Genomic DNA, 22,934 nt, shown 5'->3' with positions numbered 1-22,934 from the left:
TATGACATATATCTATAAGTTCAGTGAATATCTTAAAGAAAGATTTGGCGAGAAAGTCTGGAAAGTGCCTGTTAATGCCGGATTTACCTGCCCTAACAGAGATGGTCATGCCGGAATCGGAGGCTGCATATATTGCAGTGTCGATTCTTTCGACGGGGCAGAAGAGGGGACAATCGCTGAGCAGGTTGCAGAGAGGATTGAGAAGCTGAAAAGAAGGGGTATAAATAAATATATTATATATTTTCAGTCTTATTCCAACACATACGGAACAGTTGAAACTATCAGGGAACGTGTCAATTGTGCTCTTGTGGATGACGGGATAGTCGCTGTTCATATTGGTACCAGACCGGATGTTATCGACAGGGAAAAGCTTGAATATCTGCAAGAGCTGAATGCAACTTATGAAGTCGTTGTGGAGTACGGTTTGCAGTCTGCAAATGATGTAACACTTGCTAAGGTTAACAGAGGTCATACTGTGCAGGATTTTAAAGATGCAGTTGCTCTGACTCATGAATATGGTCTGAAAGTATGTGCGCATGTGATATTCGGACTCCCAGGAGACAGCAGGCAGGATATGATTTCATCAGTTCGGATGTTAACAGAGCTGGGTGTTTACTCGGTCAAGTTCCATCATCTGCATGTTGTTAAAGGCACGGTTCTTGAGAAGATGTTTCTTGCTGGTGATGCCGATGTTATGAGTCTGGAAGAGTACATAGATGTGCTTTCTGAAGCTATGGGATATCTGGATAACAGCATTGTGGTTGCCAGAATCTCAGGAGATGCAGCTGGAGATACGCTCGTTGCGCCGATTTGGAATGTAAGCAAAAATGAAATAGAACAGAAGCTTATCCAGATAATGAAGGAGAAGGGGATAACACAGGGGAGCCTTGTTTAAAAAATCTGGCAGGATTTCTTGTCTATAAAGTCTATGCAGAGAACGTGAAGTTTACCGTCGCATTCGAATTTCTTTGCCATGGTTCGGCACAGGATGCCGGTTGCGAGAGATATGTAAGGGTCGGTATAATAGCTTGTGAGGTTCAGGCTGCTTATGTAGTAGAAATATTCTTTTAAAGAGTGGTCTGTTCCTGCTTTGGACGGGTGAAAGAGGTTGTTGTCTGCAAACTGAAGATCGAGCCGGCAGACTGTATCACCAATTTGTATGCCGTCTTTATCAAGCACATATATGCATTCGATGTCATCGTTCATTCTGACAGATTCTTCCAGTCGTTTTTCAAAGCAGCATTCGTTACATTTTGTGAGAAAAGCGAGTATCTTATCAAAGATATTTTCGAACTTGGCATGTTGTGATTTTTTTATCTCGATGTTGGCTGACATGTATTCCTTTATCTCATAGGAAATCATGTCCATTACAGGACCGAATTCAATTGATTCCATATCCTCAATGCCCTGAGGTCTGGCAAAGTAAAACCCCTGAAAAAGATCCGCACCCAGTTCATGACACTTAAGGACATCTTGTTTTGTTTCAACCCCTTCAGCGAGGGTTAGTGATCCTATTTTCTTTGCAAGGTCAATGATTGATTTGATAATCGACTGCTGGTAATAGCTTTCACTCACGTTATTGATAAGCTGCTTGTCTATCTTTATTATGTCAGGTCTTGAGATTACAAGTCTGTTAAGGTTTGAGTGAAGTGCTCCGAAATCATCAAGGACAACAAACATGCCGATGCTTGAGTATTTTTCTGTTATCTGTTCCAGTTTATAATTATTTTCTATCTGAGATTCTGTTATTTCCACAGCAATATTGTTGTAATCAAGTCCTGCATCGTCTGCATATTTTACAGTCCACGATTTTTCATGGAGAGTTGTGTTTATATCCAGTACGGCAGGGTCAAAATTAAGGAAGAGCACCATTTCGTCTGAATTCTTAAATTTAACGAACTCTCGCATGGCAGAACGTCGGCATAACCTGTCCAGCTCAAGTGTCATTCCGCATTTTGCTGCATTTTCAAAGAGCTTAACAGGTGGTATTATCTCGTTTGTGACTGGGTGAATGCCTCTGCTGAGTGCTTCCACTCCGACCGCTTTCTTCAGTTTCAGGCTGACTATAGGCTGGAATTCAATTTTGATCATTTCCTGTTGTATTATAGTCTGTATTTCTGAAAGAAGGCTGCTTTTCACCGTTTAAGTTCTCCGGCACTTCTATTGTAGTGTTTCTGAGCGGAAACAGTATCCACAAACTCTACGCAGAGTACATATTTCTTTGATTGAATTTCCATCCTGCTAGACATCGTACGAAGAACTTTCCCTGTCACAGAAGATAGATATGTCTCTGTATAAAACCTGTCAGACTCAATTTTGTCAAGGTAATAAAAGTAATCTTTAAGTGAATGATCAGCATTATATTCGTGCATCATGAGGAATGAACGCTGTTTTTTGGAGTTTATGCAGATATTGCTTATGGACTTGAAAGGCTGATGCCCGGATTCGTCCAACAGAAAGACACGTTCAATTTCATCAAAATTGGTTATCTGCTGTGACAGAAATTTTATGTAATTTTCAACATCACAATCTTGTGCTCCTTCTTTTAATATGTTGATGATGAAATCGAAACTTAGATGTTGATTTTTTCTGATAAGAACATTTTCTTTCAGCTTATTTTTTATCAGCATGACAAGATAGTCTATGCGTGTTTCTATGAAAGGATAATTTCCCTGTATATCAATACATGGACGAAAGAAATAGAAGCCCTGATAAAGGTCTATGCCCAGTTCATAACAGGTTACAATATCTTCGGCTGCCTCCAGCCCCTCTGCAAGGGTGAGAGCTCCTGTTTTCTTTGCGAGATCTATTATCGAGCTCAGGATTGATTGTTGATAGTAGTTTAGGTGGACATCTTTGATAAGTTCCATATCAATCTTTATGATATCAGGCTTTGAGACAATTATTCTGTTCATATTCGAGTGCATAGCTCCGAAATCATCAAGTGACACATAGTAACCAAGCTTGCGGTAGTGGTCGACAAAATCTGCAAGATTATCCTGATTATCTATTTTCGATTCAACTATTTCAATAGATATAGAGGAGTAGTCAAGCCCCTGTTCATCGGTATATTCCTGTGTTATGCGTTTGACATCCGGGTCGTTTGCTTCTATTGCAGTGGTATCAAAGTTTATGAATAGAATGTATTTTTCGTGGTCTGGTATAGTCTTAAAGGCTTTAAGCGCATTTTTACGGCAAAGTCTGTCCAGCTCGGTTGAGCAGTTTTCTGCTTTTGCTGCGCTGAAAAGTTCCATAGGGTGAATAATGGCTCCTGTTTCGGAGCATATACCCCTTGTCAGTGCCTCAAATGCTATTATTCTTTTTTCCCGCAAACTTATAACCGGCTGAAATAATGTTACAACATTTTTTTCAGCAATAATGTTGTGTATATCTATATCTCTTAACATCGTGTCCTGCTTTTAATAAGCCTCTTTCCTACAATAGAAAAATAAAAAGGGCAACAGCTAATTCACATACAAACCATATGACATGAATAGTGTGAATTTGAAAAATATGTTTATTTTCTTGTTGTGAATCTGTTTTGAGAGGGCTCAACCCTAAAATCATAATCTGCAAGAGGTGAGCCGGCAAATCTTTATTATTATTTAGTGGCTGTTGTCATTGCATATTTAATGTTATCAAAGGACATATAACCCATATTGCGGAATACTTCCTTCCCTTCTCCTGAGAGAATGACTTGTGTAGGGACCCCAGTAATAGCGAAATGTGAAGCGATTGCCTTATGTGAGTTTACATCGATATTTATTATTTTATAACGGTTGCTGTTTTCAAACTCAGCCAGTGCTTTTTCAACCTCGGGTTTCATCTTGCGGCATGTGACACAGCCGGTGGAGCTGAGTTGTAGAAAAACGGTTTTACCGTCTGCGACTGCTTCTGATATTTCTTCCTGTAGTTTTTTGGTTGCCTGCGGGGTGCTCGGCATAATGGCGAAAAACACAACAGAAATGACAATTAATATTATTACAATTGGCGCAAGGGATTTTTTCATTATTTTACCTCAAAACTTTTGAGAAGAATATCATGCTGTTTGGGCTGTTTCAATACCAGTTTTGATCTTTTGTGCTAAACATCTTGCCTCGTTAGCTGTTATCAGCAGTTCGAAAATGTTGTGAAGCTACGTCGAACAATATATAAAGTATAGAATATAAGAGAGATTTTGCCGTTAGAGTGGATTATTCTTCAGAAAATCTCTCAGCTTAAGGTCGATAGCTCTCCCTTCTTTACAGAAATGTTCCATTGCTGGAGTTTCCAGGAGTTGTGTGTGACTATCAGTCATGATCTCAAGAGCTTCGGCATATTCGCTGAGTTTGGTAGCTCCCAGAGTTTTGGCTACCCCTTTTATCGTATGAAAGAAGACTTTTGCCTGAGCAGGTGAAGAGTCTTTCAGCATATGCCTGGTTTTGATGTCCAGTCCTGCATACTCTGAATAGTATTTTGTGAGCAGCTCAAGGTAAAGTTTTTTATTCCCGTTGAGGTTTGAAAGGGCTTCTTCCGTATTCAGAAGTTCATCACCGGCAGGAATATCTATTTCATTCGGCTTTGTATGTTCAGGAGAGGGCGTCTTTATTGCGCAGTCTCTGAGAGCCATTGTTATGTCCTGAAGCTTTACAGGTTTAGCTATGTGTCCATTCATTCCTGCACGTCTGCATCTGTTGACGTCTTCCGGCATAGTGCTTGCGGAGAGTGCATATATGGGTGTTTTGGCATGTTTAGGGTTTTGGCGTATTTTTTCAGTTGCTGTAATGCCGTCCATTTCCGGCATTATGATGTCTATGAAGATAATGTCAAACTCAGACTCATTTGCCTTTCTAACGGCTTCGGTTCCGCTTTTGGCTGTCACATACGACAGCCCCAGCATGTCTGCGAACTCAGTGACAACCTGTATGTTTATACTGTTATCATCCACGATAAGTGCTTTGATACCGCTGTTAGTATGTTTCGTCCGTTTGAGGCATTCAACATCAGGTTTAACGGATTGTTCTCCCATGAGCAGCTCATAGGCAAGAGACGGCAGTGTTTCCATTGCCTGATCTTTATGAACTACGAATAGTCTGATATCGCCTATTGCCTCGTTAGCGGCGTCGGTTATCCTGCTGTTTCCTGATATGAGTATAACCGGCGGAAAAGTTTCCTTAGAGATATTTTCTATTGCCGTTCTGATCATACTGAATGATTCGTCTGTGAGCGTGCTTGTGTCAATCACCAGCATATCAAAAATTAGCGAACTGCTACAGTCTGTATTTTTGCTGATTTGTTTTATCAGGCTAAACTGATTGGTGACATTGAGCACGTCTGCCATGTTTTCTCTGAAAAAGGACGTAACCGAACCGCAGTCTTGTTGAGCAGGTTCACAGACTAGGATTCTTTTATTGTTTAGTTTTTCTTCATTTTTGCAGGATGTGACGATGGCGTCTTTATCTGCTATCATCAGAGTGAGAATAAATGTAAAGACAGAGCCTTCACCTTCCTTGCTTTCAACAGTTATATCGGATTCCATGGCATTGAGTATCTTTTTAGATATCGAAAGTCCCAGACCGGAACCGCTCTGCTTTTTCTGATTTTTCCTTTTAACCTGTGTAAAGGAATCGAAGAGGATGGGGATCTTATCCGTAGGGATGCCTATACCGGTATCGCTGACTGTTATGCGGATTTTTGCATAGTTTTTATTTTTGGTCAGCAGGAATGCGGATATTTCAATGTGCCCCTGCTCCGTGAATTTTGCTGCATTTGTGGCGAGATTGTTCAAAACCTGAGTGATCCGCAAAGAATCACCCACAAGGTAGTCAGGTATGTTTTCATCAATCTCCAGTTGCACTGATACATTTTTTTTGCTTACAGTAACTTCTATTATGCCCGCAATACGTTTGATATTGTCTTTAAGGTTCATAACATCAGTTTCAAGTTCCAGCTTTCCCGCCTCAATTTTTGAAAAATCAAGGACATCATTGACTATTTCTAAGAGGAGGTTGGCAGAGCTTCTGATTTTACTAATATAGTCGTACTGTTTGCCGGTCAGTTCGGTCTGCATCATAAGATAGCTTAATCCCAGAACAGCGTTCATGGGGGTTCGTATTTCATGACTCATGCTTGCGAGAAATTCGCTTTTAGCCTCATTCGCAAACTGTATTTCCCCCATTGCGTTTTTAAGACGTGTGTTGGTCAACTCCAGTTGCTGCGTACGTTCGCTTACACGTCTTTCCAGACTGGTGTTTATCTCCTGTATCTGGTGCATCTGGGTATTGATTCTCTCAAAGCTTTCTGCAAGCTTAACATTCATAAGGTTAAAAGCTGCTGCCAGAGTTGCTATTTCTGATTTCCCCTTAATGATTACTGGCTTTATAGGGATATCTGTTTCTTTCTGAACGGCAGTGATGTGATTGGTGATTTTATCCAGAGGGCTAAAGATGAGTTTAATAAGAATAACGCTCAGAAGAGCCACCGCAGCAAGGGCATATGAGAATATTATAATAACCTGTTTGAGGAGTTCAGTATGCATTGCACTGACTTCTGCTGTGGTGTCTCTGCTTAAGAGCAGATATCCGATCTGGTCGGATGAAAAGTCTTTTAGTGGAATATGTTTTACCATAAAATATTGATTGCCTGCATGTATAAGCTCATCTGGTCTGTCGATACTGCTTGATGTTATAAGGTCTTTTATCTGAGGTGATGAGTAGTCATAGATGTGCATGTTTTTATATGTTATCTTATTATGTTTGTTGTCAAAAAAATTTGATTTTTCGAGAGATTTCATAAAAATGCCGACAGCATATTCAATTTTTGTCGCATTTGCCGGCGTGGACAAAAGGTTATTGATGTTGCCGCCAAGTTCAACTGTACCTATAAAATCATAGTTATTCCAGACGGGTTTGACAACTCTCAGCCCGAGCCCTGCCCGCCCTACTTCAAGCCCGGCAACCATACTTTTACTCAGATTTGCCTTCAATACTGTTTTTCTGAACCCTGAAAGATCATCTCCGAATTTACTCGGGGCGTGGACTCTGTATAAGCTCACGGCTGGTGAGAGGTGGAAATGAAGCTGTTCAATGTCATAAAAGTTTTTAAGCCTGTTGTTATAAAGGTCATTTATGAGCGATTTTAGTTTGTTCCTGTCCTGTAACCTGAACGCATCAAGAACGGCGCGGTTTTCCATCAATATATCAAGAGACATTGAGTATTTTTTGGTCAGAATGTCTTTTTCGCTGTGGAATATATCGGTAAAGGTTTGAAAAATCTCAGAATTTTTCTGTAAAATATCATTGCGGAGCTTTGAGTATGTGCTAAGTATTAATATAATCGCAGAGACAGATATAAACACAAATATAAGAGAAAGAATTTTAAATTTAAGATCCGGTCTGAACATCTTCATTGCTCACCCTTGTATACGGGATTTCATTTCTTAAAAAATAATTTCCCGCATAATTTTTATCACCTTACCGGTAACCTTTGCCTGTGAATAATCAACATCAGGGTAGTCTGGTCTTTTAGAATGAAAAAGTCTGTCAGCCTTCTTGTAGAAACGCACGTAACAGTCCCCATAGTTATCTTCAATAAGGTACATCCCATCTCCGTCAACATCACAAGCCGGATTATAGACTATGATGTCATTTTCGCTTACAGGCGGTGTGGAGCCGCTTGCTGCTTTCATAGCGGCAGCCCCGTCAGGCATGAATATACTGTCGGGCTGCAATGATATTTTTTCCTGCTGAAAGTCATATGGTGCGGTTTCTGCTTCAGCAATATACGGGTCACTGTTCAGAAACATTTTGCCTTTGCCTGACTTCAGCCAGTCAGGGGAAACATCGAAAGATTCGCAGATGTGCACTATCACATTTGATGGCGGGAGCACTCTGCCAAGCTCCCAACGCATGACAGAGTGATAGTTCTTACCAATTTTTCTGCCAAAATCTGTTTGTGACATGTCCAGTGCTTTACGAAGCTCTTTGAGCCTGTCTGCTATTTTTTTATATTGCATATGTAATATTTGTTGACTTCCTGTGTAGTATAGCATATATAATATATAATTATAACATGATGTCAGCAGAATGTAAATTAATGTCGCATATGCTATCAAATGGAGGGAGCGATGCCGGATGAGATAAATATAGGAAAAGTCAGCTTTCTAGGAAGCAGACTAAAAGATGAAATAAAGAGAACCGGTCAGAGCCAGTTAGAATTTGCTAAGAAGCTGGGGATAAGTCCGTCAAGGCTCAGTAACTATGTCACAGGGGCAAGACTGCCTGATATCTTCACACTGAACAGCATCGCGGATCTTCTGGGGATACCTCTTGACAGTTTGCTGTCTGATGACTATGACTGCAAAGGCAGACGGTTTCCGCGAAGATACTTGCTTACTGTTTACGAAGGGGGATCTGTCAGTATTTCTGAGGAGACTGCGTTATTATGACCTTGTTGCGCCCGCTTTCTTTTGCACTGTAGAGAGCTTTGTCGGCACGTATTGTTATACTGTCTTCAGAATCCGTTACGGTATACTCTGATATACCTATGCTTAAGGTGATATCGTCTATGTCTGAGGTTATGGTAAGCAGTTCTTCATCCTGGCTCATGTATCTCTGTATACGTTCTGCAATAGTGCTTGCTGTGTTGCTGTCGCCATAAATGAGCATTATGAATTCATCTCCGCCCCACCTTGCGATGAGGTCGTTTCCGCGGATACTGTTTTTGCATATTCTGGTTACAGCTTTGATTACAGAGTCACCGGCAGCGTGCCCTTTTGCATCGTTAATTATCTTAAAATTGTCTATATCCACCAGTATAACTGAAAATGGTTCCTCATTCTTTTTGTACCACTGAACCGCTTTGTCGTATATGCGGGAGAACTCTCTTCTGTTATAGCTGCCTGTTAGCTCATCTGTTATCGCCAGTCTTTCTAAGCGTCTGTTATAGTAGTTCACGGAGGACATAATTATGAATACTACAATAGCTGTTACGAGAAGCCCCAGAATAGTGCTTTTAATAAAATTATACCAGATGTTGGCTATGGCCTTGTCCTGGCTTTGTTCAACCAGCAGAAACCATCTAAGCTCAGGGATATATCTTTTGGTAAGAAGGATGTGTTCTCTATGTCTGTTATATTCAAAGTCTTCGGAGTGCTGTGAGATATTCAGGACTGAGTGTGCAATATCTTTAATGCCTGGCATGAGGCGAATGTTTGCAGCTTCAACAAGTTCCTTATCTGAATGAGCTTTTATCAGACCTTCCTGATCAACCAGATAGATGTCTCTGTTATATTTGACTCTGTAGGCTGACAGGAGATTTGTTATGCGTTCAAGGTCAAGTCCGACCCCTGTAACTCCGAGAAGGTTATGTTCATAGTCGTAAACCCTGTGGTTGATAAAAATAGTAAGTGCGTTATTTGCCGCCTGATTCGTGTCTACTACCAGCTCATAAGGGACATGTTGTGAGATAAATTCATCATACCATTTGTCGTGGCTGTCGTTTTTGGACAGAGTTTTAAGCAGTCCGCCATAATAGTAGTAGTGTTTTGTTTTTTCAGATACGTAAAAAGATGTGAAAAGGTGATATTTAAACTTTATCTCTCTGAGGTATTTTTGAATAGTGGATAAGTCCTCTTCTCCGTTGATAACCCAGTCTTTCAGGAAAGTATCATTAGCCATCAGCGAGGCAACATAAACCGGAAGCATTATGTCTCTCTGTATTTCAGAGTAAATATTGTCTCTGGTGAGGGGGAGTGAGGTATTGATGATGCTGTCTCTCATGGTATTTTTGGCAGCGTAATAGCTGATCAGGTTAGTAATCAGAAAGCCGACAGTAAGAAGAGTTCCCACAATTATAAATAAGCTTGTTTTATTCTTTATAGTTTTCATATATTTATTTTAAATCATTTTAGAGTCAGTTTAGCAAAAAACTAATGAAATTTACAGAGTTCTTTTAGTTAATCAGTGTCTTTTTATCATGTTTGTGTTAGTGTTTTTGTGTAGAGCTCTTCCGGGCATTTTGAAGAGATAACGGAGACTCATTATCAATGGTAAATTCTTTCGTGGACAATACCCCCGCCAGAATACTTGTAGTTGAGGATGACCGTCTTACCAGAAAAATGCTGGAGGGTATCTTCAACTCGATCGGGCTTGAGATGATTCTTGCTGAAAACGGCGAACAGGGTTTAGAATTGTTTCGTCTCCATCGCCCGGAAATAGTTCTTTCAGATTATAATATGCCTGGTATGAGCGGACTTGAGATGTTCAGTGTGATGCGCACTGAGGCACCGCAGACAAAGCTTGTCCTGATGACGATCTATACAGATTCAGATGTCCTTATTAAAGCTATTAACATGGGGGTGGACAGGTTTCTTGAGAAGCCTGTTTACAAAGATAAGCTACAGCATTTGCTTAATCTGTTCCTTGAGGATCTGCGGATTGCTAAAGAACTGACTCGCTACCAGAATCTTCTTAAGGCTTACAGGTATGGTGTAGATTCTTCAACTATCTTTTCACTTTTGGACAGTGAAGGTTGCTTTACCTATGTTAACAGTAATTTCTGCATCGCGTCCCAGTATTCTGAAAAAGAGCTTCTGGGGGAACATTACAGTATCGTACGCAAGACTGACGACATATATGATATTAAGTCAGTGGATAACAGAGACAACGGCGATGAGAATGTCTGGCACGGATACATCACTAGTATTTCAAAAAGCGGATATGAGTATCTTGCAGAGGTTAACCTGCTGCCCATTGTAGAGAACGGGAAATTGGCAGGGTACATTTCCATAGAAAAAGATATGAGTCTTGTTGTCTCGAGATATACCGAACAGCTTCAGGCTTTCTTTGATGCAGACAGCTCGGTGATGTTTGCATATGATTCGTCAATGAAACTTAAACTTTCAAATCAGGCTTTTCTGGATTATTTCCGTTTTGATACTACAGAAGCTGCTGCTGAGTCAGGCTTTAACCTGCGGGACTATATTGTTGACATTGAGGGTGAGCGAAGTGAGAAAATCCCCATAGGGGAACAAAATATAAAAGAACTTTTTCGAAGTGACGGAACAGTCAGCAGCTCCCGTGTTGTGATACGAAAACCACCCGATGAAAAAGAATCATATTTTATCGTCAATGTGTTTGAGCTGGATCAGTCGTATCTCGGGCTGGACAAGCTCACCGTGGTACGCCTTAATGATATAACAGAGCTGGAGGATCTTAAACAAAAAGAACTGACAGGGGCGATGCTTGCCTCAATCGGTAAGCTGGCTGCAGGAGTCACTCATGAAATCAATACTCCTCTTACATACATAAAAGGGAACATAGAGCTTCTGGAATGGAGTCTGGAAGACGCTGATCGTGATAGTAGTCAGGGAGAACTGCAGGAGTATTTTCATTCGATAAAAGATGGGATATCACGAATCACACTTATTATAGAGTCTATGAGAGAAGTTACCGGAGACGCAAAATTTGAGTTTGAACATGCAAACCTCTATGAGACTTTTGTCATGGCGGGTAGAATGGTTTACAACAGGTCTAAGCATATTGCTCCCATATACATCAATAGAAAAATGCTGACTATGGAGCTGAAACCTGATGAGGAGTATATGCCTGCGTATATTGTGCCTGTAATGTTGGGGCAGGTCTGGATAATCCTTTTGAACAACAGTTTAGACCAACTGGCTCATAGAGACTTAACATTTGATGAAAAATCTATTATGATTGACATCGAACCAAATATAAAGGGTTATAGAATAACAATTAAAGACAATGGAGGCGGGATTGCACCTGAGATGCTGAATAAACTTTTCGAGCTTTTTTCCAGTTCCAAAAAACACAAAGGGATGGGGATAGGGCTCAATATCGCAAAGAGTATAGTCGAAAAACACAATGGAACTATAAGAGCATATAATATTAACAATGGGGCGGCTTTTGAGATCAATATTTAATGGAGGGGAGTATGTTTTTTTCGAAGAAAGGAGAAAGGCTGCTGCAGGATGAGAACACAGCACAGGAGATAAAAAAACTGAATGCTGAGCTGGAGTTCTATAAAGAACTTGCGTCTTTGTCTCATCACGAACTGCTTGTGGTCATGAAAGACGGTGTGGTTGTATATAAAAATCATAACGCTGAAGAATATGCAAATTTTGATGAGGTTGCAGGACAGCTAGTTTCCGGAGCATCAGAAATTGAAACACCACACGGGTCTATGCATATTAAAACTAAAAAACTTCCATCAGGTGAGATAGCCTATGCTATAAGTATGGATGCTGTCGCTTCAAAAATTCATCAGCTTTTTGCGGAGATTCATCAGGGGACAGTCAGCACTTCTTTTAAAATGAATCAGGATTTTTTTATAAAAATGCTGGATGAGATGGACGGCATGATTGCTGAATCAAAAGAAACAGCGGAACTTTCCGATCATGGTATGTCCAATGTTCAGGTGCTCAGTCACGAAGTAGAGGGGCTTTCAAAATTCATAGACGAATCCACAAATACAAGCTCCGCTTTATCACGGCGAAGCGAAGAGATTTCGCAGGTGACAAATTTGATCAAAGATATTGCGGATCAGACAAACCTGCTTGCCTTGAATGCTTCTATTGAGGCAGCAAGGGCAGGAGAGGCCGGCAGAGGCTTTGCCGTTGTGGCGGATGAGGTGAGGAAACTTGCTGAACGGACACAGAGCGCAACTTCCGAGATCGCAGGCGTTGTAGACGGGATGCACAAAGACATAAAGGAGCTGCTTGCAAATACCTCAAATGTTCAGGAAAATATGGGGGCAGTGTCACAGAATACCGACGATCTTTACGGCATGGTCAAAACATTTAACAAAAATGCCAATAGAGTTATGTATGAAACTATGCACCTCAGTAATCAGATATTTGCTAATTTGGCGAAAATAGACCATATCATATATAAAAATAATCTTTATAACAGTGTACTTGAAGGCACAAACGACTTTAGCTGTGTTTCTCATGACGATTGCAGGCTGGGGCACTGGTATAATGAAGGGAAGGGGAAAGAGACATTCAGCGACACTTCGGGGTATCGTGAGCTTATGCACCCTCACAAGACTGTTCATGAAGAGGCTAACACTCTTTATACCCGTTGTATCGAACAGTTCCAGGGGTGCACGTTTGATGAGATAAAAGACAGGATAGAAAAGATTGAAGTTGCAAGTCAGGAAGTTTTTGCCTCCCTCGACCATATGATAGAAGAACGTTCAGGAAAGATGATGCACGAGGCTATTGATGCTCTTTTCGACAACAAAAAGCAGGCAGGTAAAGTAAAATGACTAAAGACATTAATGTTATGATTGTTGATGATGAACGGGAAATTCTCAAAATGCTTGAGACAGCATTCAGAAAATCTGAGTTTAAAAGCGTTAAGTCTTTTTATAATCCTGTTGAAGCAGTGAGAGCATATGACGGATCAAACTTTGATGTTGTTCTGCTTGATATTATGATGCCTGAAATGGACGGGATCGAAGTTCTGAATAAGCTCAAAGAAAAAAATAAAAATGTGAAAGTTATTATGATGACAGCTTACTCAACTCTTGATAGAGTTTTGAAAAGCCACAAGATCGGAGCTGACCATTACATCCTGAAGCCTTTCAGAAACCTGCGGGATGTTGAAGCTAAAATCAGGCAGGTGCTGGCAGAGTGAGGAACAGAGAACGGCTCTGAAGCTTTCTGTTGCTGTTTTTCGTTCATTGTTTTGTGGAGTTACTGTAGTTAAAAAAGGGGCTCCGAGAAGCCCCTTGATTTGTTTATAATCCTAATTTTTTTGCAACTTTCTCGCCGTATTCCTTGTCTGCTCTGGAGAAGTGCTCAACCATTTTCTTCTGTATGTCAACCGGAGCATTCTTAAGGCTGCCTGCTATGTTCTCTGCAAGTTGTTTTTGCTGCTCAGGAGACATTAACCTGTAAAGATCACCGGGCTGGACATAGTCATCGTCCACACCTCTTTTTTGTTCGTACCTGGCGGCATCGCCGGATATTTTAAGAGGCGGTTCATCGTAAGCGTGGTTTTCAACAGGGCCGCCGAAACTATTCGGCTCATAGTTTGGTTCTGCTCCTCCGTTATCGTCAACTCTCATGATTCCGTCACGCTGATAGGTGTTTTGTACTTTTGCCGCATGAGGGCAGTTTATAGGTATGAGTTCGTAGTTTCCGCTCAGCCTGTATCTATGTGCATCAGCGTATGATACTATTCTTGCCTGAAGCATTTTATCCGGCGAAAATGATACGCCGGGAACGACGTTTCCGGGAGAGAATGCCGCTTGCTCAACCTCTGCGAAGTAGTTTTGAGGGTTTTTGTTCAGCTCCAGCACGCCTACATCTATGAGTGGATAATCGCTGTGAGGCCAGACTTTCGTAAGGTCGAAAGGGTTATATCTATATTTTTCGGCATCTTTTTCAGGCATCACCTGTATGCGTAGATTCCATTTCGGAAAGTCCCCTTTTTCTATCGCTTTGAAAAGTTCAACAGTGTGGTAGTCAGGGTTTTCTCCTGCAAGCCTGTTTGCATCGGCAGGGGACATGGTTTTTACCCCCTGTTGAGTTTTGAAATGGAATTTGACCCAGAATCGTTCATTTTCAGAGTTAATGAGACTGTAAGTGTGGCTTCCGTACCCGTTGATATACGGTATTCCAGCCGGGAGACCTCTGTCAGAGAAAAGTATTGTCACCTGATGAAGAGCTTCGGGGACTTGTGACCAGAAATCCCACTGCATTGTGTCATTTTTGGTATTGGTTTGAGGGTCGCGCTTTTGTGTGTGGATGAAATCAGGGAATTTGATTGCATCCCTGATGAAAAAAACAGGAGTGTTGTTTCCAACCAGATCCCAGTTGCCTTCCTCCGTATAAAATTTTAAAGCAAATCCTCTCACGTCACGTACGGTGTCTGCAGACCCTTTTTCTCCTGCTACAGTGGAAAATCGTCCGAACATCTTGGTTTTTTTGCCAATTTCAGAGAATATTTTTGCTTTAGTATACTTTGTGATGTCGTGTGTCACAGTGAATGTGCCGTGAGCTCCGGCAGCTTTTGCATGGACTATCCTCTCAGGTATTCTTTCTCTGTTGAAATGAGCAAGTTTTTCCATAAGGTAATGGTCCTGAAGTAAAGTCGGACCGCGTTCGCCTGCGGTTAGTGATGTCTGGTTATCAGGTACAGGTATTCCTGCTGCTGTGGTCAACGTTTTTCTATCTTTCATAGATGCCTCCTTTTAACTTAATAGCGTTATTGATATATAATATTGCTAATTAATAGATAAATTTTATCTATAGATATTTTACATTAATATGTGGCAATTGCAATAAAGATATGACGATAATTTTATGCTGAACAAGCACAGTAAAATAATTCTTTCAGAATGAAGTGTTTAAGTTAAGTCTGATACTGAACGTTGTAGAATAGTTAGAGATGAGCAGAAAGGCATAAATAGGCTAATTATCTTAAGTGTGTAAGCATGGCAGGATTAAAATTGTAGATAATTAGATAGACTTTTTGATTTTTCTGACAAGTCTCTCATCGGATTCGTTAAAAGGGAACTCAGTGCCACACTGTCTGCAAATAGCGAAGTAGCCTCTTTTGACTTTACTGAAGTCTACGCTGACAAGTGCTTTGCAGTTAGAACATTCAAATTTGTGTATACGGTTTCCTGTTTTCTTCTGATATTGATCTGGAAAGCTCATTTTTTCTCCTTGTGGTTATGCTGAGGCAAGATTAATAACTAAAACTCAGCGGTAAGTTGTATGACTTGCAGTCAATTTACCCTGCAAACCGTGGGCATCTTATAGGATATATATTTTTTTTGACAGGGCTATTTTCATGAAGATTAAATATGCCGCTTTCAGAGTGTAAAAGTAAGCGGTTTTATTGTTATTCTGTCTTACAATATACGTATGATCTCTAATTATGCTTGCGATATCTCCTTTTTTGTCTAGAATATTTTACAATGAAAACTATGGGGGGGGGGAATATGAGAAATATCTTTCTGCTAATTGTTTTGTGCATGTCAGTTTTTTTAATATCCTGTGGCGGTGACGACGACTATTTAGCCGGTGATCATGCTGATAATGATTCAGATGATATAGTTACCGGATTAAAAGTAGACATGGTTGTGTGCTCCGGAAGTTTACAGGGTGATAAAACAGGGACTTTCAGTTTTGAAATTGAAAATGACGCATATGAATATACAACTACTAATGCCGGTTATTCGAAGGTGGAAAGCGGTTCTTTTGGCTATACTGATGGTAAATACAGCTTTGTTTATGATACAGAGTATGTGGTTATCACTCTGAGCGGCAACGAGGATGATGTAACAATTGCGGGTGAATGGCATAACACTGATCTTGATGAGCACGCTACTTTCTCAGGTGACTGTTCAGAATTTACTATTGCTCAGTAATTCACTGTTATAATACAGTCTAAGATAATCGAAATAATTGTGTCTGCTGCGGTTCTGCGGAGCGGTTTTTTGTGCTATCGTTTGCACTTAAGTGATGTACTTAAAGTTAAAATCATGCCCCTGTCGGAAACGGTGGGGGTGTTTTTTATGCGGTCGAAGACAGAACATCACGCATTTATGCGTGGATGAATGAGCTAATCACAGCTTTAGAGTTTATAAGTCATTGTGAAGAATGTGATGACGAAGCAATCTAAGGGTTAACTAACGAATCCAGAGATTGCCACAACCCTGCGGGCTTCTCTGTGACGTATTTTTCATATGCCCTACCTTTGACAACGAAGTTGTAACTTCGTATGTTAAGCATGTGCGAAGCAATAGAAGCACAGTTTTACCCGTGGGAATCTATGGCAGGTTGTACCAAATATATACTAAATTATTTTTGTGATTTTAAATGACTGGTATTAATTAATAAAAATAATGGGCGGCATGAGAATCGAACTCACGACACCAGGCTTCGGAGGCCTGTGCTCTATCCAACTGAGCTAACCGCCCTCGGTTTACGCAAATCAGAAAGCATGTATCACACTTCTGAAGTTTTCTTCAACAAGACAGTAGAGAAATCTTCATGAATTTGCAAGCGAATAACTTCAAATCCGCATTTTATATAATGTGCCCTGACATCATAATTGAACTCTATCGGTATGCCGGAAAGGACGAGCAGACCGCCATTTGCCATAGAATCCTTTATAAAGCCGGATATGTCTATGAGTATGTCAAAGTATATATTTGCAAAAATAATGTCAAAAACGCCGTTTATACAGTCCTGAAAACCGCATATTATATGGTAGTCTGATATATTGTTAAGTTTGTTGCATTCTACGGCAGTTTTGCATGCTTCCCATGAGATATCATATCCGTAAACATCTTTTGCTCCCAGCAGAGATGCGCATATTCCCAGTATCCCTGTTCCGCAGCCGACATCCAGAACTTTTTTACCTGAAAGGCTCATGGTTTCAAGGTGTTTGATGCATGCTCGGGTGGTTTCGTGTTCGCCGCTTCCGAATGCCCCCTGATAAATCTGTGCTGTTTTTCCGTTTCTCAGTGGTATGTTATGTATTACTTTTTCATTCATACAGTTATATTCTCAGCTTTCGCAGCGCCAGCAACCTTCCATATGGTCATTCACAAGACCCACTGACTGCATATATGCGTACATAATTGTAGTGCCTACAAAGCTCATCCCTCTTTTTTTCAGATCTTTTGCCAAAGCGTCACTTATTTCTGTATTAGCTGGAAGGTCTTTGAGGGTTTTCCAATGGTTTATGATTGGCTTGTTGTCTACATAGCTCCAGAGATAGTCAGAGAATGTTCCAAATTCTTTCTGGATCGCTATAAAGACTACGGCGTTTTTTCTTGCGGAGTTAATTTTCAGGCGGTTTCTTATTATGTTCGGGTTGTTTCGTAGGTTTTCAAGGTCTGCATCAGTCATACCGGCAACTTTCTGAACATCAAAGTTGTGGAATGCTTCTTTATAGCCTTCGCGTTTTTTGAGGACAGTTTCCCAGCTAAGTCCTGCCTGAGCACCTTCCAGTACGAGCATTTCGAAGAGGAGCCTGTCATCATATACTGGGATCCCCCATTCGTTGTCGTGATAATCTGCGTAGAGTTCCTGTCCTGGTTTTCCGCCGAAGCACCTTGCTTTACCGTCGTTTCCAATATCCATAGTGTACCTCTGAAACTGCTGTTTTAACAGAGTACATAGTATTTGAAATTGAATAATTGTCAACGGCAGGTGCCAAAATATATTGACATTAGGCGGTTTACATCATATGTGTTGTATTCACAACTTTATATGCGAGGTGTAATGTGTCAGAATTTCAAAAGAAAGCTGCATATAATGTAGCTATAGCAGGTGCTACAGGCGCAGTCGGTGAAACATTCCTTAACATCCTTGAAGAGAGAAACTTCCCCATTGCAGAGCTTAAGCTTCTCGCTTCCAAACGCTCAGCAGGCAAGGAACTTACGTTCAAAGGCAAAACGTATAAAGTTGAAGAGCTGACACACGACTGTTTCGAAGGTGTGGATATAGCACTTTTCAGTGCAGGCGGCGGCAGAAGTCTGGAGTTTGCCCCTTCCGCTGTTAAAGCAGGTGCAGTCGTTATAGATAACTCGTCAGCGTTCCGTATGGATCCTAAAGTTCCTCTTGTTGTTCCGGAGGTGAACCCAGAGGACGCCTTCAAACATAACGGGATAATAGCAAACCCTAACTGTACAACTATTGTCATGCTGGTGGCTCTCAAACCACTTTATGACTATTCTAAAATAAAAAATGTCATTGTCTCCTCTTACCAGTCTACATCCGGTGCAGGAGCACAGGCTATGGAAGAACTGGAAAATCAGGCAAGGCAATGGGTTAACGGTGAAGATATCGTTGTTGATAAATTTGCACATCAGATACTTTTCAATGTTATTCCTCATGTGGACAGCTTTACAGAAAACGGATACACAAAAGAAGAGATGAAGATGTTCAACGAAACACAAAAGATGCTGCACGATAAAGACATCAAAGTCAGCGCAACCTGTGTCCGTGTTCCGACACTTTCTGCTCATTCTGAAGCTGTGACTGTTGAGACTGTTGAGCCTATTAGTGTGGAGAAAGCACGGGAACTTTTTGCTGCTGCTCCCGGGCTTGAAGTGATAGACGACCCTGCAAATGCTAAGTACCCGATGCCTCTTTTTGTGGCTGGCGGGGATACTTGCTATGTCGGCAGAATCAGAAAGGACATCGCTCGTGAAAATACCCTTACATTCTGGGTTGTGGGCGATCAGCTGCGGAAAGGAGCAGCAACTAATGCTGTGCAGATTGCTGAACTTTTTGTTCAATAAATTTGTTAGTTAACTTATCAGAATTGAATATCCCTCGTCCGTTTAAGGCGGGGGATTTTTCTTGTATGAAATTTTATACAAGGTAATTGTCATATATAATAAATGTTTGTCGGGGAGTAAAGTTAAGAGCATATGCTGGTCTGTCAGGGTTATTTGTTGGGTAATTTTCACTATTGCTTTAATAAATATTAATCAATGATAGACTTTTTTTGCAGAAGCCTGATTATTTACTTGATTTTATAGGCTTCCGAGTGTATATAATTTTAACTTCTTGACGTTTAGGAGGTTGTAGTGAACAAGAAAGAGCTCATCGAAAAGATCGCCGAAATGGCCGGTCTGAAAAAATCAGATGCTGAAAAAGCACTTAAAGCTTTTGAAGATGCAACAGTAGCTGCACTTAAAGCTGACGACAAAGTAACACTTGTTGGTTTTGGTACATTCTCTGTATCAGAAAGAAAAGAACGCAAGGGTAGAAACCCTCAGACAGGCGCTGAGATGACTATTCCTGCTAAGAAAGTGCCTAAATTCACACCTGGCAAGCTTTTCAAAGATTCCATCGACTAAGAAGAATATTTGGAAATGTTTTTTCTTTAAAAAGGTTCTCGTAGCGGGAACCTTTTTTTATTGCCCATTTTTCAAGTCATGCTATATTTTCTTTATGAACAGTAAGATTTTGTTAATTTTATCTTTTTTAATTTTTAGCATTTCATATTCTTTTGCGTTTGACTATTTTGCTGAGGGGTATGGGCGCTCAGAGTCAGAGGCAAGAGCAAATGCAGTTTCAGAGTTGTCTTTTATTTTATACACTGATGTTAGGACAGAACTTCACACAGATATGAGTGATAACATCCAAAACGCAAAACAGATTGTTGAAAAGCAAGTGGATATTACAAGTGTGCTGCCTATATTCGGAGCTGAGTATAGTTTCTCTCGAAACGGTGCAGACCATAAATGCGAAGTTGTGCTTAAGGCTTCAAAAGCACTCCCTGTGTATATCAAAAATGCTGACCAATCTGTTAAAGTGATTAATTCTATTCAGCAACAGTTGCTTAAGTCTGAGTCTGATACGGATAGATATAAGTTGACTATGGCTGCTGTGACTGCGTTTGAGAATTTCAAAAAGCTTAAATCTGTAATATATCTTCTGAATGGTGATTATAAAAGTTTTCCTGATGTTACATACGAAAGCCTGTTGAGGATGAGAGATGAACTCACATATGCATCAGACAGTATGCAGCACACTGCAAATATTATATCTGTCGAGCTTGGTAAAGCTAACACCTATGTTTATTATCCTGTTTATCACACTTCGGAAGAAGTCACAGAGTTTGCTTCTGTTTTCAAAGGTATGCTCAGTTCCGGCATGAAGACCGCAGATTCACTGCGAAGTGCAGATTACTTTCTTGAGTCAGAATATGTAGCGGCAGATAATAGCATATACATAACTGCTACCCTTACAGACAGAAACGGTCTGGTTGCGGGGACCAGCGTGAAGAAGCTGAAAGAGAAGGCATATGCCGGACTTAACTACAAACCTGTATCTGTCAGCTTTGAGAAGCTTTTGAAAATGGGGCTGAGCAGTTCTGACGGCTTTACTGCTAGGCTCTCCACAGCAAACGGAAAGAAAGCTATGCTTTACAGGGGGGGGGGAGTCGGTTGAGCTTTTCGCAAAAATCAACAAGCCGGGATACTTTTTCCTTGTGGGGCATGTTGACAAAAAGAGTGAAAGGTTTTCCTATTTGATAGATTTTTATGCTGTACAGGGGAACAGGAAATTTATACGATATGTTGATGCTGATGAAGTTAACAAGTGGATAAGCCTTGGTGAGTTTGACATTATTGCTCCGTTTGGTCTGGAGACATTTCAGATGGTGGCTACAATGAAAGATCCTATAGATATGCTTCCGGCTAATGTTTTTGATCAGGAGACCGAATTATACATTGTTAGCAGAGATATAAACAAAGGCGTGGTGCAGACCAGAGCGCTTAGAAAGCAGCGCGAGAGTATTGATACTGCCGCAGAAGATGTTTTAATATTTTCAACAATAGAAAAGTAGACATTTATGTATATTTACTTTAATATGTACCTAAATTATTGCAGTAAAAGGGTTAGGACTATATGAGCAGGGACTTATTCGGGTTGAAGGACGAACCCTTCAGTGCTTATCCCGATAACAAGTACTTTTTTTCTTCGATACACCATGATAAAGCGATTACTCTGCTTGAATATGGTCTGAACAGCCGTAAAGGCTTTATGCTTCTCACAGGATTGAAAGGGACAGGGAAAACTATGACCTGTAAAATCCTAAAAGAGAATGCAAAAGACTGTAATGTTTCTATGACCAGATATGAAGACTCCAGTACAGATAAACTGATGCTGGATATATGCAAAGGGTTCGGACTTGAGGTTGAAGAAGCTGACAGGCAGGAGCTTTTTGGGCTTATCATGGAGTATTTTGTTGATCAGTATAAGGAAGGAAAGAATAACCTTATTATTGTTGATAATGCTGAAAATATCTCTGACGAAAGTCTTCAAATGCTTAATAAGTTTATGGAAATCGAAATTGAAAAATGTAAGCTTGTGCAGGTGATCATATCCGGATGCCCTGAACTTCACGATAGATTAAAGCACATCGGCGGAGACCTGGGGCCGAAGTTTACCTTTACGGTGGAGCTTGCTCCGCTTAATCTTCACGATACAGTAGAATATGTTGAACACCGTATCAAAACCGCCATTGGTGACGATGATCAGCACCTTTTTAAAAATAATTCCTACACTGAAATATATAACTACTCGAAAGGTATCCCTTCTGAGATTAACAGGATAGCCCAAAAGGCTCTTGCCATAGCCAAAGAGGGAAAACAGGCTAAGATCACTTCGTCTCATATAAAAATGGCAGCAGCAAGGCTATATGGAGTCAAAGTGTCCAGACGGTCTGGCGGCAAAGGCATGATAATGATAGCACTAATAGTGGTTGTCATAGGGGCAGGGCTCTTTTACAGAGATACAATTATTTCTTTTTTTGATAATCAGGTAACTGACATCTTTTCAGTGGTAATGGTACAAAAGAAATCTTCGGAGGCAGACGCACCCGCTGCTGAAAATACTCCGGAGGTATCAGAGTCCGACTCGTCAGGTTCTGTCGTTCAGGAAACAATCCCCGAACAGCCAGTTACTGATCAGCAGGAGTCTGTCCAAACTGAAAAATCTGCTGCCGATAATGAATTAGCTCAACAGAAGTTACAATCAGAAAATCCTTCCGCAGCCTCTGAGCCTGAAGAGAAGATAGAGCCTGAGCCGCAGGCAGACAACAGTAAGGCTGAACCAGAGCACATAACTGCGTCTACTTCTGAAGATGATGCAGCAATAGATACAGAATTAGAAGAAGCTCAGCCTGAAGAACCTGCCTTTCAGCACGGATGTATAACAGCCAATAGTGGGCTTAAGATCAGATCCGGTCCGTCAGTTAACACTGAACTTCTGGGTACAGCTCCGAGTGAGGCTTATATAGAGCTTTATGAGTTGTCTGAGGACGGTAACTGGTGGAAAACTAAATATCAGGGAAGATTCGGATATATGTACGCCAAGTATATAAAAATAGTCGAAACCCCCGACCAGTGTGCAAATTAATTAGTCTGTATTATTCAACATATTTGAGGTT

General features: G+C 40.7%; 21 protein-coding genes, 1 tRNA gene and 1 pseudogene. 12 read left to right on the top strand and 11 right to left on the bottom strand.

Going from position 1 to position 22,934, the window contains the following annotated elements:
• The first annotated feature begins 1 nt into the window (after position 1).
• Positions 2-895: a tRNA modification radical SAM protein MnmL/YtqA gene (mnmL, locus tag DACET_RS08710; RefSeq protein ID WP_013011010.1), complete on the top strand. Its 894-nt coding sequence runs from the start codon at positions 2-4 to the stop codon at positions 893-895.
• On the opposite strand, the gene DACET_RS08705 is transcribed toward mnmL, so the two are convergent.
• From DACET_RS08705 to DACET_RS15580, 5 genes are all read right to left on the bottom strand, one after another.
• Positions 892-2,139, bottom strand: a complete 1,248-nt coding sequence (locus DACET_RS08705) for an EAL domain-containing protein (protein ID WP_013011009.1) — start codon at positions 2,137-2,139, stop codon at positions 892-894. The two genes, mnmL and DACET_RS08705, sit on opposite strands and share 4 nt — an antisense overlap.
• Positions 2,136-3,407: an EAL domain-containing protein gene (locus DACET_RS08700; protein WP_013011008.1), complete on the bottom strand. Its 1,272-nt coding sequence runs from the start codon at positions 3,405-3,407 to the stop codon at positions 2,136-2,138. Before DACET_RS08700 ends, DACET_RS08705 begins: the two co-directional genes overlap by 4 nt.
• Before the next feature lie 194 nt (positions 3,408-3,601).
• Complete coding sequence (locus DACET_RS08695; protein ID WP_013011007.1) at positions 3,602-4,009, bottom strand: thioredoxin family protein; 408 nt, start codon at positions 4,007-4,009, stop codon at positions 3,602-3,604.
• Positions 4,010-4,183: 174 nt separating this feature from the next.
• The gene (locus DACET_RS08690) at positions 4,184-7,387 is read right to left on the bottom strand and encodes a cache domain-containing protein (RefSeq protein WP_013011006.1); all 3,204 of its coding nucleotides are present in this window, start codon (positions 7,385-7,387) and stop codon (positions 4,184-4,186) included.
• 30 nt (positions 7,388-7,417) lie between these two features.
• The gene (locus DACET_RS15580) at positions 7,418-7,993 is read right to left on the bottom strand and encodes a helix-turn-helix domain-containing protein (RefSeq protein ID WP_013011005.1); all 576 of its coding nucleotides are present in this window, start codon (positions 7,991-7,993) and stop codon (positions 7,418-7,420) included.
• Positions 7,994-8,104: 111 nt separating this feature from the next.
• On the opposite strand from DACET_RS15580, the gene DACET_RS08680 reads away from it, so the two are divergent.
• A complete protein-coding gene (locus tag DACET_RS08680; protein ID WP_013011004.1) occupies positions 8,105-8,425 on the top strand; it encodes a helix-turn-helix domain-containing protein in 321 nt (106 codons plus the stop codon).
• Here DACET_RS08680 and DACET_RS08675 read toward each other — a convergent pair.
• Complete coding sequence (locus DACET_RS08675) at positions 8,394-9,827, bottom strand: sensor domain-containing diguanylate cyclase (RefSeq protein ID WP_211204075.1); 1,434 nt, start codon at positions 9,825-9,827, stop codon at positions 8,394-8,396. The genes DACET_RS08680 and DACET_RS08675 overlap by 32 nt on opposite strands.
• A 197-nt stretch (positions 9,828-10,024) precedes the next feature.
• Here DACET_RS08675 and DACET_RS08670 point away from each other — a divergent pair, with 197 nt between their 5' ends.
• The 4 genes and pseudogenes from DACET_RS08670 to DACET_RS08660 all read left to right on the top strand — a co-directional run bounded on the left by DACET_RS08670 (position 10,025) and on the right by DACET_RS08660 (position 13,640).
• Entirely contained in the window at positions 10,025-11,923 is a 1,899-nt protein-coding gene (locus tag DACET_RS08670; protein WP_013011002.1) for a response regulator, read from the top strand.
• A pseudogene (locus DACET_RS16765) lies at positions 11,923-12,774 on the top strand (methyl-accepting chemotaxis protein); the annotation flags it as partial. The gene DACET_RS08670 and the pseudogene DACET_RS16765, both read left to right, overlap by 1 nt.
• Positions 12,748-13,269: a CZB domain-containing protein gene (locus tag DACET_RS16760; protein WP_430640273.1), complete on the top strand. Its 522-nt coding sequence runs from the start codon at positions 12,748-12,750 to the stop codon at positions 13,267-13,269. The pseudogene DACET_RS16765 and the gene DACET_RS16760, both read left to right, overlap by 27 nt.
• Entirely contained in the window at positions 13,266-13,640 is a 375-nt protein-coding gene (locus tag DACET_RS08660; protein ID WP_013011000.1) for a response regulator, read from the top strand. Before DACET_RS16760 ends, DACET_RS08660 begins: the two co-directional genes overlap by 4 nt.
• 103 nt (positions 13,641-13,743) lie before the next feature.
• Here the strand turns inward: DACET_RS08660 and DACET_RS08655 are convergent, their stop codons facing one another.
• Both DACET_RS08655 and DACET_RS08650 read right to left on the bottom strand, forming a co-directional pair.
• Positions 13,744-15,189: a catalase gene (locus tag DACET_RS08655; protein WP_013010999.1), complete on the bottom strand. Its 1,446-nt coding sequence runs from the start codon at positions 15,187-15,189 to the stop codon at positions 13,744-13,746.
• 280 nt (positions 15,190-15,469) lie between these two features.
• A complete protein-coding gene (locus DACET_RS08650; protein ID WP_013010998.1) occupies positions 15,470-15,670 on the bottom strand; it encodes a hypothetical protein in 201 nt (66 codons plus the stop codon).
• 287 nt (positions 15,671-15,957) lie between these two features.
• On the opposite strand from DACET_RS08650, the gene DACET_RS08645 reads away from it, so the two are divergent.
• Complete coding sequence (locus DACET_RS08645; RefSeq protein WP_013010997.1) at positions 15,958-16,386, top strand: VCBS domain-containing protein; 429 nt, start codon at positions 15,958-15,960, stop codon at positions 16,384-16,386.
• Positions 16,387-16,864: 478 nt separating this feature from the next.
• Here DACET_RS08645 and DACET_RS08640 read toward each other — a convergent pair.
• From DACET_RS08640 to DACET_RS08630, 3 genes are all read right to left on the bottom strand, one after another.
• Positions 16,865-16,938, bottom strand: a tRNA-Arg gene (locus tag DACET_RS08640).
• Between the two features lie 28 nt (positions 16,939-16,966).
• Complete coding sequence (locus tag DACET_RS08635) at positions 16,967-17,518, bottom strand: 50S ribosomal protein L11 methyltransferase (RefSeq protein WP_013010996.1); 552 nt, start codon at positions 17,516-17,518, stop codon at positions 16,967-16,969.
• Between the two features lie 12 nt (positions 17,519-17,530).
• Positions 17,531-18,109 carry a DNA-3-methyladenine glycosylase I gene (locus tag DACET_RS08630; protein ID WP_013010995.1) on the bottom strand — a complete coding sequence of 193 codons (579 nt, stop codon included), beginning with the start codon at positions 18,107-18,109 and terminating at the stop codon, positions 17,531-17,533.
• 143 nt (positions 18,110-18,252) lie between these two features.
• Here DACET_RS08630 and DACET_RS08625 point away from each other — a divergent pair, with 143 nt between their 5' ends.
• The 5 genes from DACET_RS08625 to DACET_RS08605 all read left to right on the top strand — a co-directional run bounded on the left by DACET_RS08625 (position 18,253) and on the right by DACET_RS08605 (position 22,903).
• Positions 18,253-19,272 carry an aspartate-semialdehyde dehydrogenase gene (locus DACET_RS08625; protein WP_013010994.1) on the top strand — a complete coding sequence of 340 codons (1,020 nt, stop codon included), beginning with the start codon at positions 18,253-18,255 and terminating at the stop codon, positions 19,270-19,272.
• Between the two features lie 291 nt (positions 19,273-19,563).
• Positions 19,564-19,836: an HU family DNA-binding protein gene (locus tag DACET_RS08620; protein WP_013010993.1), complete on the top strand. Its 273-nt coding sequence runs from the start codon at positions 19,564-19,566 to the stop codon at positions 19,834-19,836.
• A 271-nt stretch (positions 19,837-20,107) separates the two neighbouring features.
• Positions 20,108-20,932, top strand: coding sequence for a hypothetical protein (locus DACET_RS08615; protein ID WP_148214168.1), 825 nt, complete (start codon positions 20,108-20,110; stop codon positions 20,930-20,932).
• Positions 20,933-21,011: 79 nt separating this feature from the next.
• Positions 21,012-21,329: a hypothetical protein gene (locus DACET_RS08610; protein WP_148214167.1), complete on the top strand. Its 318-nt coding sequence runs from the start codon at positions 21,012-21,014 to the stop codon at positions 21,327-21,329.
• A gap of 62 nt (positions 21,330-21,391) precedes the next feature.
• Positions 21,392-22,903, top strand: coding sequence for an AAA family ATPase (locus tag DACET_RS08605; protein ID WP_013010990.1), 1,512 nt, complete (start codon positions 21,392-21,394; stop codon positions 22,901-22,903).
• The last annotated feature ends 31 nt before the right edge of the window (positions 22,904-22,934 follow it).

The sequence above is a fragment of the Denitrovibrio acetiphilus DSM 12809 genome (genome assembly GCF_000025725.1).
In the GTDB taxonomy this organism is placed as follows: domain Bacteria; phylum Chrysiogenota; class Deferribacteres; order Deferribacterales; family Geovibrionaceae; genus Denitrovibrio; species Denitrovibrio acetiphilus.
Note: the sequence above shows the minus strand (reverse complement) of the source record. Positions and strands in the feature narration are given on the sequence as shown.

Coding starts and splice junctions, on each gene's coding strand:
- mnmL (WP_013011010.1), top strand. CDS start 2: ATGACATATATCTATAAGTTCAGTGAATATCTTAAAGAAAGATTTGGC.
- DACET_RS08700 (WP_013011008.1), bottom strand. CDS start 3,407: ATGTTAAGAGATATAGATATACACAACATTATTGCTGAAAAAAATGTT.
- DACET_RS08695 (WP_013011007.1), bottom strand. CDS start 4,009: ATGAAAAAATCCCTTGCGCCAATTGTAATAATATTAATTGTCATTTCT.
- DACET_RS08690 (WP_013011006.1), bottom strand. CDS start 7,387: ATGAAGATGTTCAGACCGGATCTTAAATTTAAAATTCTTTCTCTTATA.
- DACET_RS15580 (WP_013011005.1), bottom strand. CDS start 7,993: ATGCAATATAAAAAAATAGCAGACAGGCTCAAAGAGCTTCGTAAAGCA.
- DACET_RS08680 (WP_013011004.1), top strand. CDS start 8,105: ATGCCGGATGAGATAAATATAGGAAAAGTCAGCTTTCTAGGAAGCAGA.
- DACET_RS08670 (WP_013011002.1), top strand. CDS start 10,025: ATGGTAAATTCTTTCGTGGACAATACCCCCGCCAGAATACTTGTAGTT.
- DACET_RS16760 (WP_430640273.1), top strand. CDS start 12,748: ATGGGGGCAGTGTCACAGAATACCGACGATCTTTACGGCATGGTCAAA.
- DACET_RS08660 (WP_013011000.1), top strand. CDS start 13,266: ATGACTAAAGACATTAATGTTATGATTGTTGATGATGAACGGGAAATT.
- DACET_RS08655 (WP_013010999.1), bottom strand. CDS start 15,189: ATGAAAGATAGAAAAACGTTGACCACAGCAGCAGGAATACCTGTACCT.
- DACET_RS08650 (WP_013010998.1), bottom strand. CDS start 15,670: ATGAGCTTTCCAGATCAATATCAGAAGAAAACAGGAAACCGTATACAC.
- DACET_RS08645 (WP_013010997.1), top strand. CDS start 15,958: ATGAGAAATATCTTTCTGCTAATTGTTTTGTGCATGTCAGTTTTTTTA.
- DACET_RS08635 (WP_013010996.1), bottom strand. CDS start 17,518: ATGAATGAAAAAGTAATACATAACATACCACTGAGAAACGGAAAAACA.
- DACET_RS08630 (WP_013010995.1), bottom strand. CDS start 18,109: ATGGATATTGGAAACGACGGTAAAGCAAGGTGCTTCGGCGGAAAACCA.
- DACET_RS08615 (WP_148214168.1), top strand. CDS start 20,108: ATGAGTGATAACATCCAAAACGCAAAACAGATTGTTGAAAAGCAAGTG.
- DACET_RS08605 (WP_013010990.1), top strand. CDS start 21,392: ATGAGCAGGGACTTATTCGGGTTGAAGGACGAACCCTTCAGTGCTTAT.